The organism is Streptomyces sp. NPDC093260 (assembly GCF_040683715.1).
Taxonomy (GTDB): Bacteria; Actinomycetota; Actinomycetes; order Streptomycetales; family Streptomycetaceae; genus Streptomyces; species Streptomyces sennicomposti.
This window is the reverse complement of sequence record NZ_JBFBEK010000050.1, coordinates 1-12,936: the sequence shown is the minus strand read 5'-3', so window position 1 is coordinate 12,936 and position 12,936 is coordinate 1. Positions and strand designations below refer to the sequence as shown.

At 72.5% G+C, this 12,936-nt stretch carries 8 protein-coding genes; 6 read left to right on the top strand and 2 right to left on the bottom strand.

All coding sequences use genetic code 11. The annotated features are described in order from the left end of the window. The first annotated feature begins 13 nt into the window (after positions 1-13). The 4 genes from nuoL to recQ all read left to right on the top strand — a co-directional run bounded on the left by nuoL (position 14) and on the right by recQ (position 7,486). Positions 14-1,960 (top strand): NADH-quinone oxidoreductase subunit L, encoded by a 1,947-nt coding sequence (gene nuoL / locus AB0N63_RS35105; protein ID WP_365535880.1) that lies wholly within the window; start codon positions 14-16, stop codon positions 1,958-1,960. 5 nt (positions 1,961-1,965) lie between these two features. Then, positions 1,966-3,537, top strand: a complete 1,572-nt coding sequence (locus AB0N63_RS35100; protein ID WP_365535877.1) for an NADH-quinone oxidoreductase subunit M — start codon at positions 1,966-1,968, stop codon at positions 3,535-3,537. Further along, the gene (gene nuoN, locus AB0N63_RS35095) at positions 3,534-5,183 is read left to right on the top strand and encodes an NADH-quinone oxidoreductase subunit NuoN (RefSeq protein WP_365535874.1); all 1,650 of its coding nucleotides are present in this window, start codon (positions 3,534-3,536) and stop codon (positions 5,181-5,183) included. Before AB0N63_RS35100 ends, nuoN begins: the two co-directional genes overlap by 4 nt. Before the next feature lie 278 nt (positions 5,184-5,461). Continuing rightward, complete coding sequence (recQ, locus tag AB0N63_RS35090) at positions 5,462-7,486, top strand: DNA helicase RecQ (protein ID WP_365535871.1); 2,025 nt, start codon at positions 5,462-5,464, stop codon at positions 7,484-7,486. A gap of 266 nt (positions 7,487-7,752) precedes the next feature. Here the strand turns inward: recQ and AB0N63_RS35085 are convergent, their stop codons facing one another. Together AB0N63_RS35085 and fahA are read right to left on the bottom strand one after the other, a co-directional pair. Further along, a complete protein-coding gene (locus tag AB0N63_RS35085) occupies positions 7,753-8,691 on the bottom strand; it encodes a M56 family metallopeptidase (protein WP_365535868.1) in 939 nt (312 codons plus the stop codon). Positions 8,692-9,031: 340 nt separating this feature from the next. Further along, positions 9,032-10,243, bottom strand: a complete 1,212-nt coding sequence (fahA, locus tag AB0N63_RS35080) for a fumarylacetoacetase (RefSeq protein ID WP_365535866.1) — start codon at positions 10,241-10,243, stop codon at positions 9,032-9,034. 333 nt (positions 10,244-10,576) lie between these two features. Here fahA and AB0N63_RS35075 point away from each other — a divergent pair, with 333 nt between their 5' ends. Beyond that, entirely contained in the window at positions 10,577-11,824 is a 1,248-nt protein-coding gene (locus tag AB0N63_RS35075; RefSeq protein ID WP_365535919.1) for an ATP-grasp domain-containing protein, read from the top strand. Between the two features lie 261 nt (positions 11,825-12,085). Further along, entirely contained in the window at positions 12,086-12,895 is an 810-nt protein-coding gene (locus AB0N63_RS35070; RefSeq protein WP_365535863.1) for a Cof-type HAD-IIB family hydrolase, read from the top strand. The last annotated feature ends 41 nt before the right edge of the window (positions 12,896-12,936 follow it).

The following is a 12,936-nucleotide window of genomic DNA, read 5'->3' as shown; positions in this document are numbered from 1 at the left end:
GGTCGGAAGAATCGTGGAGAACCTGATTGCGCTGCTGATCGCGGCGCCCCTGCTCGGAGCGGCCGTCCTCCTGGTCGGCGGCCGGCGCCTGGACGGCGTCGGCCACCTGCTCGGCACCCTGCTCGCGGCCGTCTCCTTCGGGATCGGCCTGGTCCTCTTCGCCGACCTGCTCGGCAAGGGCGCCGAGGACCGCACCCTGGTGCAGCACCTGTTCAGCTGGATCCCGGTCGACGGCTTCCAGGCCGACGTCACCTTCCGGCTCGACCAGCTGTCGATGACGTTCGTCCTGCTGATCACCGGCGTCGGCTCGCTGATCCACCTGTACTCCATCGGGTACATGGCGCACGACGAGCGCCGCCGCCGTTTCTTCGGCTACCTGAACCTGTTCCTCGCGGCGATGCTCGTCCTGGTCCTCGCCGACAACTACCTGCTGCTGTACGTCGGCTGGGAGGGCGTCGGTCTCGCCTCCTACCTGCTGATCGGCTTCTGGCAGCACAAGCCGAGCGCCGCCACCGCCGCGAAGAAGGCCTTCCTGGTCAACCGCGTCGGCGACATGGGCCTGTCCGTCGCGATCATGCTGATGTTCACGACGTTCGGCACCTTCGCCTTCGGGCCGGTCCTCAGCCACACCGGCGACACCGGCGAGGGCAAGCTCACCGCCATCGCCCTGATGCTGCTGCTCGCCGCCTGCGGCAAGTCCGCCCAGGTGCCGCTGCAGTCCTGGCTCGGCGACGCCATGGAGGGCCCGACCCCGGTCTCCGCCCTCATCCACGCCGCCACCATGGTCACCGCGGGCGTCTACCTCATCGTCCGCTCCGGCGCGATCTTCAACGCCGCGCCCGACGCACAGCTCGTCGTCACCGTCGTCGGCGCGGTCACGCTGCTGTTCGGTGCGATCGTCGGTTGCGCGAAGGACGACATCAAGAAGGCGCTGGCCGGCTCGACGATGTCGCAGATCGGCTACATGGTGCTGGCCGCGGGCCTCGGCCCCATCGGCTACGTCTTCGCGATCATGCACCTGGTGACGCACGGCTTCTTCAAGGCCGGGCTGTTCCTCGGCGCGGGCTCGGTCATGCACGGCATGAACGACGAGGTCGACATGCGCAAGTACGGCGGCCTGCGCAAGTACATGCCGGTCACCTTCATCACCTTCGGCCTCGGCTACCTCGCCATCATCGGCTTCCCGGGCCTGTCCGGCTTCTTCTCCAAGGACAAGATCATCGAGGCGGCCTTCGCCAAGGGCGGCGCCGAGGGCTGGATCCTCGGCGGCGCGGCCCTGCTGGGCGCGGCCATCACGGCGTACTACATGACGCGCGTGATGCTGATGACGTTCTTCGGCGAGGAGCGCTGGCGCGACCGGCCCACCGCCTCCCCGGCCGAGCCCGACGTGGAACCGGCCGCCGAGGAGCGCGGCGCCCACAGCGAACCGCATCCGCACGAGTCGCCCAAGGTCATGACGATCCCCATGATCGTGCTGGCCGTCGGCTCGGTCTTCGGCGGCGCGTTCTTCAGCATCGGCGACCGCTTCCTGCACTGGCTGGAGCCGGTCACCGGGCACAGCGAGGGAGACTCGCCGCTCAGCGCCGCGACGGTCACCGGCGCCACCATGGTCTGCCTGGTGGTCGGCGTCGCCATCGCCTGGGCGCAGTACGGCCGCAAGCCCGTCCCGGCCGTCGCCCCGCGCGGTTCGCTGCTCACCCGCGCCGCCCGGCGCGACCTGCTCCAGGACGACTTCAACCACGTCGTCCTGGTCCGCGGCGGCGAGCACCTGACGCGGTCGCTGGTGTACGTCGACCACACCCTGGTGGACGGCGTCGTCAACGGCACGGCGGCCTCGATGGGCGGCCTGTCCGGGCGGATGCGCCGGCTCCAGAACGGCTTCGCGCGCTCCTACGCGGTCTCGATGTTCGGCGGTGCGGCGCTCCTGGTCGCCGCGACCCTGCTGATGAGGGCGGTCTGATACCGATGTCCTTTCCACTGCTGACAGCGACGGCGGTGCTCCCGGCCATCGGGGCCGTCGCCACGGCCGCCGTACCGGCCGCCCGGCGCACCGCCGCCAAGTGGCTGGCGCTGCTCGTCTCGCTGGCCACGCTCGCGCTGGCGATCGCCGTCCTGGTCCGCTTCGACCCGGACGGCGCCCGCTACCAGCTCACCGAGTCGCACTCCTGGATCGCGGCCTTCGGCGTCCGCTACGAACTGGGCGTGGACGGCATCGGCGTGGCACTGGTCGCGCTGACGGCGCTGCTGATGCCGTTCGTGATCCTGGCCGGCTGGAACGACGCCGACCCGCTGGAGACCGGCAGCCGCCGCTGGCGGCCGACCCAGGGCTTCTTCGCGCTGATCCTGGCCGTCGAGGCGATGGTGATCATCTCCTTCGAGGCCACCGACGTCTTCCTCTTCTACATCTTCTTCGAAGCCATGCTGATCCCGATGTACTTCCTCATCGGCGGCTTCGGCGACCGCGCCCACGAGCACGGCGAGGAGACGGCGGCGACCCAGCGGTCGTACGCGGCGGTGAAGTTCCTGCTCTACAACCTGGTCGGCGGCCTGATCATGCTGGCCGCGGTGATCGGGCTGTACACGGTCACCGGGAACTTCTCGCTCGCCGAGATCGCCCAGGCCCGCGCGAACGGCTCGCTGCACATGGCGACCGGCACCGAACGCTGGCTGTTCCTCGGCTTCTTCTTCGCCTTCGCGGTCAAGGCACCGCTGTGGCCGCTGCACACCTGGCTGCCCAACGCGATGGGCGAGTCCACCGCGCCGGTCGCCGTGCTGATCACGGCGGTCGTCGACAAGGTGGGCACCTTCGCGATGCTCCGCTTCTGCCTCCAGCTGTTCCCCGAGGCCAGCAAGTGGGCCACGCCCGTGATCCTGGTCCTCGCCCTGATCAGCATCATCTACGGGGCGCTGCTCGCGGTGGGCCAGCGGGACATCAAGCGCCTGATCGCCTACGCGTCGATCTCGCACTTCGGCTTCATCATCATGGGCATCTTCGCGATGACCAGCCAGGGCCAGTCCGGCGCGACGCTGTACATGGTCAACCACGGCATCTCGACGGCCGCGCTGCTGCTGGTCGCCGGCTTCCTGATCTCGCGGCGCGGCTCCCGGCTCATCGCCGACTACGGCGGCGTCCAGAAGGTCGCCCCGGTGCTGGCCGGCACGTTCCTGATCGGCGGCCTGGCGACGCTGTCGCTGCCCGGACTCGCGCCCTTCGTCAGCGAGTTCCTGGTCCTGGTCGGCACGTTCACCCGGCACCCGGCCATCGGCATCATCGCCACCTTCGGCATCGTGCTGGCCGCGCTGTACACCCTCGTCCTCTACCAGCGGACGATGACCGGCCCGGTCAGGCCCGAGGTCTCGGCGATGCCGGACCTCAAGGTGCGCGAGCTGGTGGTGGTGGCGCCGCTGATCGTGCTGCTGCTCTTCCTGGGCGTCTACCCCAAGCCCGTGACGGACATCGTCAACCCGGCGGTCAAGCAGACCATGTCGGACGTACACCAGACCGATCCCAAGCCCGAGGTGGAGGCGGCCAAGTGAGCGCAGCAGCCGTCCACAGCCTGTGGACAACCGCGGCCGACCCGATCTCGAAGATCGAGGCGCCGAAGATCGAGTACGGGCAGCTCTCGCCCACCCTGATCGTCGTCGGCGCGGCGATCGTCGGGGTGCTCATCGAGGCGTTCGTCCCGCGCAAGTCCCGTTACTACGCACAGGTGTTCGTCTCCGCCGTCGCGCTGTGCGCCGGCTTCGCCGCCGTGGTCGCCCTGGCCGCCGACGGCTACGGCACCACCAAGGCGCACGTCGCGGCGATGGGCGCCGTCTCCGTCGACGGCCCCTCGCTGTTCCTCCAGGGCACCATCCTGCTCGCCGGACTCGTCGGCCTGTTCACCTTCGCCGAACGGCGCCTGGACCCCGAGGCGCACGGCAACCGCGTCGACTCCTTCGCCGCGCAGGCCTCCTCCGTGCCGGGCAGCGACGGCGAGAAGGCCGCGGTACGGGCCGGGTTCACCACCACCGAGGTCTTCCCGCTGCTCCTGTTCGCCGTCGCCGGCATGCTGGTCTTCCCCTCGGCCAACGACCTGCTGACCCTGTTCGTCGCCCTGGAGGTCTTCTCCCTCCCGCTGTACCTGCTGTGCGCGCTGGCCCGCCGCAAGCGGCTCATGTCGCAGGAGGCCGCGGTCAAGTACTTCCTGCTCGGCGCGTTCGCCTCCGCCTTCACCCTGTTCGGCATCGCCCTGCTCTACGGCTACGCCGGCTCCGTGTCCTACGCCGCGATCGGACGGGTCGTCGAGGGCAACGTCGCGAGCGTGGACCCGGCGCTCGCCGACACCATGGGCAACGACGCGCTGCTGCTCGTCGGCGCCGCGATGGTGGTCATGGGCCTGCTGTTCAAGGTGGGCGCGGTGCCCTTCCACATGTGGACGCCCGACGTCTACCAGGGCGCGCCGACCCCGGTCACCGGCTTCATGGCCGCGGCGACCAAGGTGGCCGCCTTCGGCGCGCTGCTCAGGCTGCTGTACGTCGTCCTGCCCGGGCTGCGCTGGGACTGGCGGCCGGTGATGTGGGGCGTGGCGATCGTCACCATGCTGGTCGGCGCGATCGTCGCGATCACCCAGACCGACATCAAGCGCCTGCTGGCGTACTCGTCCATCGCGCACGCCGGATTCATCCTCGCGGGTGTCATCGCCACCTCGAAGGACGGCGTCTCCTCCGTCCTCTTCTACCTGGCCGCGTACTCCTTCGTGACGATCGGCGCGTTCGCCGTGGTGACGCTGGTGCGCGACGCGGGCGGCGAGGCGACGCACCTGTCGAAGTGGGCCGGCCTCGGCCGGCGCTCCCCGCTGGTGGCGGCCGTCTTCGCGGTGTTCCTGCTGGCCTTCGCGGGCATTCCGCTGACCAGCGGCTTCGCCGGGAAGTTCGCCGTGTTCAAGGCGGCGGCGGAGGGCGGTGCGGTACCGCTGGTGGTGATCGGTGTGATCTCCTCGGCGATCGCGGCCTTCTTCTACATCCGCGTCATCGTGCTGATGTTCTTCAGCGAGCCGCGCCCGGACGGCCCGACCGTGGCGGTGCCCTCGCCGCTGACGACGACCGCGATCGGCGTAGGCGTGGCGGTCACCGTGGTCCTCGGCGTGGCCCCGCAGTACTTCTTGGACCTGGCGAACCAGGCGGGGGTGTTCGTGCGCTGAGCCCGTCCCCCGGCGCGCGCGACTGCCCGGCTCCTCCGTCACCGGAGGGCCGGGCAGTCGTTGTCCGTGCGGGCGGCGTGGGGCACCGCGGGGAGCACGGGGGCCGTACGGAGAGGTCTGTGGCGGGCGGAGGCCTGCGGTCGGATGTGGCGATTCTCGTACCGGCGGCCTGTGGATAACTCGGGGGTGTGTCGGTGCGGCCCCCTATCGTGGAGGCAGTGGTCGAGGGACGACGTGCGGGGGACGAGACGATGAGCGGGACGGGTGGTGGCACCGAGATGCCAGTGACGGACAGCGAGGCGCTGGCCACGCTGCGCCGGGTCTTCGGGTACGAGGCGTTCCGGGGCGAACAGGAAGCGGTCATCGAGCATGTGGTGGCGGGCGGCGACGCCGTCGTCCTCATGCCCACCGGTGGCGGCAAGTCGCTGTGCTACCAGATCCCGTCCCTGGTCAGACCCGGTACGGGCATCGTGATCTCGCCACTGATCGCCCTGATGCAGGACCAGGTGGACGCGCTGCGCGCGCTCGGCGTGCGGGCCGGCTTCGTCAACTCCACCCAGGACTTCGACGAGCGGCGCGTGGTGGAGGCCGAGTTCCTCGCCGGTGAGCTGGACCTGCTCTACCTCGCGCCCGAGCGGCTGCGCCTGGAGAACACGCTCGACCTGCTCTCCCGCGGCAAGATCTCCGTCTTCGCCATCGACGAGGCGCACTGTGTCTCCCAGTGGGGCCACGACTTCCGCCCCGACTACCTCGCCCTGTCGCTGCTGGGCGAGCGCTGGCCGGACGTGCCGCGGATCGCCCTCACGGCCACCGCCACGCACGCCACCCACCAGGAGATCACCCAGCGGCTGAACATGCCGGGGGCCCGGCACTTCGTGGCCAGCTTCGACCGGCCCAACATCCAGTACCGGATCGTGCCCAAGGCCGACCCCAGGAAGCAGCTGCTGTCCTTCCTGCGCGCGGAGCACCCGGGCGACGCGGGCATCGTGTACTGCCTGTCCCGGAACTCGGTGGAGCGCACGGCGGAGTTCCTGTCGGCCAACGGCGTCGAGGCGGTTCCCTACCACGCGGGCCTGGACGCCGGGACGCGTGCCGCGCACCAGTCCCGCTTCCTGCGCGAGGACGGCCTGGTCGTCGTCGCCACGATCGCCTTCGGCATGGGCATCGACAAGCCGGACGTCCGCTTCGTCGCCCACCTGGACCTGCCCAAGTCCGTCGAGGGCTACTACCAGGAGACCGGCCGCGCGGGCCGCGACGGCCTGCCGTCCACGGCCTGGATGGCCTACGGCCTCAACGACGTCGTCCAGCAGCGCAAGCTGATCCAGTCCGGCGAGGGCGACGAGGCGTTCCGCCGCCGGGCCGCCGCCCACCTCGACTCGATGCTCGCGCTGTGCGAGACGGTCCAGTGCCGGCGCGGCCAGCTCCTCGCCTACTTCGGCCAGGAGCCGGGCGCGGAGCGCTGCGGCAACTGCGACACCTGTCTGACCCCGCCCGAGACCTGGGACGGCACGGTCGCCGCGCAGAAGGTCCTCTCGACGGTGGTCCGGCTCCGGCGCGAGCGCGGCCAGAAGTTCGGCGCGGGACAGATCATCGACATCCTGCTCGGCAGGCGCACCGCCAAGGTGATCCAGTTCGACCACGACCAGCTGTCCGTGTTCGGCATCGGCGAGGACCTGACCGAGGGCGAATGGCGGGGCGTCGTACGGCAACTGCTGGCGCAGGGCCTGCTCGCGGTCGAGGGCGAGTACGGCACGCTGACGCTGACCGAGGCCAGCGGGGCGGTGCTGCGGCGCGAGCGGGAGGTGCCGCTGCGCAAGGAGCCGAAGCGGCCGGCCGCCGCGAAGTCGGGCGCGTCGTCCGGCTCGGGCCGGTCCAAGGGCGGCAAGGCCGCCGTCGCCGAGTTGCCCGAGGCGCTGCTCCCCGCCTTCGAGGCGCTGCGCGCCTGGCGCGCGGAACAGGCCCGCGAACAGGGCGTCCCGGCGTACGTCATCTTCCACGACGCCACGCTGCGCGAGATCGTCACGGTGTGGCCCACGTCGGTGGCCGAGCTGGGCACGGTGAGCGGCGTCGGCGAGAAGAAGCTCGCGACGTACGGGGAAGGCGTCCTCGGGGCGCTGGAGTCGCTGGGCGGCCCGACCGACGCGTCCGGCCCGTCCGGTTCGGACCCGGTGGCGTCCGGCCAGGGAGCGGCGCCGTCCGCCTCCGGCACGGCCTTTCCGGCCGCACCGCACTCGGCGTCCGCCGCCGCGCCGGACCCGGCGGACGAGTGGCCCGACGAGGAACCGGAGCCGGACTGGACATGACGGTAACGGGTCCTGGGGCGGTTGCCGGGTAGCTGTTCCCGAGGCGACTGCCGGTCCCACGGCGGCTGCCGGGTCCGGGGCGGCTCCTGATACGGAGGTGGGCTGCCGGGTTCGGCGCGGCCGGAAGCGCCGCTCCAGGCACGGGGGGGCGACGCGACCTCGCTGAGCTGCGGTTTCGATGGTCCACGGGGATGAACTGCCAGCCGCGGGCACCACCTGGGGAGGCCGCCCCGCAGACCGTGCGGCTCGGCTCGGCCCCGTACGGCTCAGCTCAGCGCCGTCAGTCCCGGCGCGAACGTGATCAGCAGGGGCAGCAGCGGCACCAGCGCGGCGGCGGTCGTCGTCAGCGCCCGGCGCCTGCGGTCCAGCCGGGGCGGGGGTTCGAGCAGGCGGTCCACGCGCTCGCCGAGCAGCCGGTGGCTGGAGGCGCAGGACAGCACCCCGCGGTGCTGGTTCAGCTCGATCAGGGCCAGGGCCGTGGTGAGGTGGCCGTGCCGCCGGGAGGCGGTGTCGTCGGCGGCCAGTTCGACCAGGCGGTGGGTCTGGTCGCAGAAGTGCGCGAAGAGCGGGACGCGCGGGAAACCGGTCGCCAGCGCGGTCGACAGGTGCAGCAGCCAGTCGTGGTGCGCGCGGGCGTGGCCGCGTTCATGGGCGAGTACGGCGTCGAGCTGGTGGCCGGTGAGACGGTGCAGGGCGCCGGTGGTGACGACCAGCTGGGGCGGATGGCCCGGCAGCCACCAGGCGTCCGGGTACTCGTCCTCCAGCACCAGGATCGGGCCGCGGGCGGCGGGGAGCCCGGCGGGCAGGTCGGGGGCGCGTTCGCGCAGATGGGCGCGGGCCAGGCCGCGACGCCTGCGGGCCTCGGCGACCTCCCGGCCGAGCATCGCCGTGGTCCAGGCCGCGCCGCTCGCCAACAGCAGGGTGAGGACGGCGGCCCAGACCGGTGCGGCCGACAGGTCGTAGGCGGCGGTCACGGCGGGCGGCGCGGGAGCGAACACCTGGTCCCGCACGGTGTGGAAGACGGCCGCCGCGCCGAGCACCAGGGCGGCCAGGGCGCACAGCAGGACCGTGGCGACCAGGCACTGCCACACCCACAGCGCGACCACCGGTTCCCGTTCGGGCCAGCCGGCCCGGGTCAGCGCGCGGGGGACCGGCACGGCGGTCGTCAGCGCGACGGCGCACAGCAGGAGCAGGCAGACGGTCATGCCACGGACTCCGGATCCTGATCGGAGGTGGGCGGGTGTCGGTGGTGCGGTGGTGGTGCGGGGGCGTGCTCGGGGAAGGTCCGGCGCGCGCCGGTCCCGTGGGTCCGCGTCCCGCCGCCAGTATGACGGTGCCGGGCGGCACGAGTCAGGACCCGAGAGCGGCCGAATTCCGCCCCTCCGGACGCGGCGGGAGGGGGCGGGACGGAGCCGGGCGCACGGACCGGCCCGTCCGTCGTCCGCCCCGCCCCGGCACCGCCGGCCGATCCGCGCCGGGCCGCGCCGTCCTGGCCTTGGGCCGTGCGGGTCCGCCCGGTCTCGGGCCGTGCCGGTCCGTCCCGTCTCAGGCCGTGACGATCCGTCCCGTGACCTCGCCCAGGCCCACCCGCGTGCCGTCCGCGCCAGGCGCCCACGCCGACAGCGTGACCACGTCGCCGTCCTCCAGGAACGTCCGCTTGCCGTCCGGGAGTTCGAGCGGCTCCCGGCCGTTCCAGGTCAGCTCCAGCAGCGAGCCGCGCTGCCCCGGCTCCGGTCCGCTGACCGTGCCCGAGCCGTACAGGTCGCCGGTGCGCAGGGAGGCGCCGTTGACCGTCATGTGGGCCAACTGCTGAGCAGCCGTCCAGTACATGGTGGAGAACGGCGGCTCGGACACCACGTTCCCGTTGATCGCGACGGAGATCCGCAGGTCGTAGCCGCCGGGCTCGTCCGCGGAGTCGTCGAGGTAGGGCAGCAGTGGATGCGTGCGCTCCGGCGGCGCCACCCGCGCCTGCTCCAGCGCGTCCAGCGGAGTGATCCACGCCGACACCGACGTGGCGAACGACTTGCCGAGGAAGGGGCCGAGCGGGACGTACTCCCAGGCCTGGATGTCGCGTGCCGACCAGTCGTTGAGCAGGCACAGCCCGAAGACGTGCTCGCGGAAGTTCTCCAGCGACACAGGCCGTCCCATCCGCGACGGCACGCCCACCACGAAGCCGACCTCGGCCTCGATGTCCAGCCGCACGGACGGGCCGAACACCGGTTCGAGGTCGGCGGGGCCCTTGCGCTGGCCGGCCGGGCGGGCGATGTCGGTGCCCGAGACCACCACCGTGCCCGAGCGGCCGTGGTAGCCGATCGGCAGGTGCTTCCAGTTGGGGGTGAGGGAGTCGGCGGCGTCCGGGCGGAAGATCTGTCCGACGTTCCGGGCGTGGTTCTCGGAGGCGTAGAAGTCGACGTAGTCGGCGACCTCGAAGGGCAGGTGCAGGGTGACCGAGGACAGCGGGTGCAGGAACGGGGCCACGGTCTCCTGGTGCGCGGGCACCGTCACCCACGCGGTCAGCGCGCGCCGTACGTCCGACCAAGCGGTGCGGCCGGCGGCCAGGAGCGGGTTCAGCGTCGGCCGGGCGAGGAGCGCGGCGTACGGCGAGCCGAGCGCCAGCGCCGCCGCGCCCGCGTCCAGGACGTGGTCGCCGAGGCGGACGCCGACGGTCCTCTCCTGCGATCCGGCGCGGGAGAAGACACCGTAGGGAAGGTTGTGCGGGCCGAAGGGATCGCCCTCGGGGACCTCGAAGGGGGGCATCGGTACTGCCTCTCTTTCGTGTGCCGTGCGTGCCGTAGTGCCGTGTGTGCCGAGTGTGCGGTGCGTACCGGGCGGCACGTGCCGTGCGGTGCGTGACGAGTGGTGCGTACCGGGTGGTGCGTGCCGTGCGGGGCGGAACCGCGCTCGTGCGGGTCGGGCCACACGTTACGGGGGCACCGGCGGTTTCCGGCAGTGCCTAAAGAGTTTGCAATGTCCCAATTGGCCTTGTGGGAGCGCCTAATTCCGGCTTAGCGTCCTTTGGGGTGCGGACGGGGTGGATCCGCTCCGCAGGGGGGACACGTGGGGGGACCCGTGGCCAGGAGAACCGTCGGCGTGCCGTTCGCGGCGGACCCGGACGTACCGGGTCTGATCGTCAAGTTCGGCGACTACCCGCTGCACCACGGCGGGGTGGGAGCGATCCGCAGCCTGGGCCGGGCCGGCGTCCCGATGTACGCCGTCACTGAGGACCCGTACACCCCGGCGGCCGCCTCCCGCTATCTCAGACGTGCGTTCGTCTGGCCGACCACGGGCACGGAGGACGCGGACCACCTGGTGGAGGGCCTGCTGCGGATCGCGCGCCGCATCGGCCGCCCGGCCGTCCTCGTGCCCACCGACGAGGAGGCCGCCGTCCTGATCGCCGAGCACCAGGACGCGCTCGGCGGCCACTTCCTCTTCCCGCGCGTCGAGTCCGGCCTGCCGCGCCTGCTGGCCAGCAAGCAGGGGCTGCACGAACTGTGCGTGGAGCACGGCGTGCCGAGTCCGGCGGCCGTCTTCCCGCAGTCGTACGACGACATCGCGGCGTTCGCGGAGACGGCCCGCTTCCCGGTGGTGGTGAAGAACCGCGAGGCGTTCGTGCGCCGCAGCCGGCCGGCCGTGAACGGCACCACCCGGGTCGCCACCCGCGCGGGACTGCTCTCGCTGGCCCGCGACTGGGGCGAGCGGCCGGGCGTGATCATCCAGGAGTACCTGCCGCGCGAGCAGGCCGAGGACTGGATCGTGCACGCCTACTTCGACCGCGACTCCCACCCGCTCGCCCTGTTCACCGGCGTCAAGGTGCGCTCCTGGCCGCCGCACGCGGGCATGACGGCGAACGCGTACGTCGTGGACAACCCCGAACTCGCGGACCTCGCCGCGCGTTTCGTCAAGGAGATCGGCTTCACCGGGATCGTCGACCTCGACCTGCGCTTCGACCGGCGCGACGGCCGGTACAAGCTGCTGGACTTCAATCCGCGGATGGGCGCGCAGTTCCGGCTCTTCGAGAGCGAGGCGGGGGTGGACGTGGTGCGCGCCATGCACCTGGACCTGACCGGGCGGCCGGTCCCGGAGGGCGAGCAGCGGGCCGGCCACCGGTTCGTCGTGGAGAACATCGACCTGCCCGCGCTGCTCGCCTACCGCCGCAGCGGCTATACGACCCCGCACGCCCCGGCGCGGGCGAGCGGCACCGAACTGGCCTGGCTCGCGGGCGACGACCCGATGCCGTTCCTCACGATGCTCGCCCGCTTCGTGCGGCCGGGAGCCCGGCACCTGTACCAGCTGTGGCGCACCAGCCGCCGGGGCGGCGCACCGGACAGGCCCGTCTGACCGGGACTTCGGCCGCCGGGCCACGCCGCCCCGGCCGGGCGACCCGGCAGGCGGGGCGGCCCACGGGCCGCCGGCGCGGCCCGCCGGCCGTCGGCCCGCGCCCGCCCGGCGGGGGAGCGACCGGTCGCCGTACCGAGCCGCCCCGCTCACCTGCCCTGCGGCGAAAGGGAGTTGGAAGAGGGCACCGGTGGTGACCGGTTCCCGCGCCCGCCCCCGCTTCCCCGTGGTTCCGGGCCTTTGGCGGGTCCGTATTCTCTGGTCATGGCCGCACCCCCTCCCCCCGCGTACGCCCTCATCGCCACCGACCTGGACGGCACGCTGCTGCGCGGCGACGACACCGTGTCCGCGCGGACCCGCGCAGCGCTCGCCCGGGCGGCGGCGGTCGGCGCCCGGCACCTCGTGGTGACCGGCCGGCCCGCGCCGCGGGTACGGCCGCTGCTGACGGCCCTCGGCGGCGGGCTCGCCGTGTGCGGCCAGGGCGCCCAGCTCTACGACGCGGTGGCGGACCGGCTGCTGTGGTCGGTCACTCTGGACCGGGAGACGGCCGAGACCGCGCTCGGCAAGATCGAGGCCGAGGTGGGCGAGGTGTACGCCGCGGTCGACCAGGACGGCGTGGACGGGCTGACGCTCGTCGAGCCGGGGTACCGCATGCCGCACCCGACCCTGCCCGCCGTGCGGGTCGAGCGGCGCGACGAGCTGTGGCGCGCGCCGATCAGCAAGGTGCTGCTGCGCCACCCCGGCCTGAGCGACGACGAGTTGACGGCGGCGGCCCGGGGCGTGGTCGGCTCGCTGGCCACGGTCACCATGTCGGGGCCGGGGACCGTGGAGCTCCAGCCGTGCGGCATCACCAAGGCGACCGGGCTGGCGCTGGCCGCCGAGCACCTCGGGGTGCGCCGGGAGGACGCCCTCGCCTTCGGCGACATGCCGAACGACATCCCCATGTTCCGGTGGGCGGCCCGGGGCGTCGCCATGGCCAACGCCCATCCCGAACTGAAGGCGGTGGCCGACGAGGTCACCACATCGAACGAGGACGACGGCATCGCCGTCGTCCTCGACCGGTTGTTCGCTTAGCCCCGGGCGGCCCGGCGGCCGGGCGGCCCGTCAGGTGGGCC

Excerpts from the sequence above, each read along its gene's own strand:
- recQ (WP_365535871.1), top strand. The coding sequence starts at position 5,462 with ATGCCAGTGACGGACAGCGAGGCGCTGGCCACGCTGCGCCGGGTCTTC.
- AB0N63_RS35100 (WP_365535877.1), top strand. The coding sequence starts at position 1,966 with ATGTCCTTTCCACTGCTGACAGCGACGGCGGTGCTCCCGGCCATCGGG.
- fahA (WP_365535866.1), bottom strand. The coding sequence starts at position 10,243 with ATGCCCCCCTTCGAGGTCCCCGAGGGCGATCCCTTCGGCCCGCACAAC.
- AB0N63_RS35085 (WP_365535868.1), bottom strand. The coding sequence starts at position 8,691 with ATGACCGTCTGCCTGCTCCTGCTGTGCGCCGTCGCGCTGACGACCGCC.
- AB0N63_RS35070 (WP_365535863.1), top strand. The coding sequence starts at position 12,086 with ATGGCCGCACCCCCTCCCCCCGCGTACGCCCTCATCGCCACCGACCTG.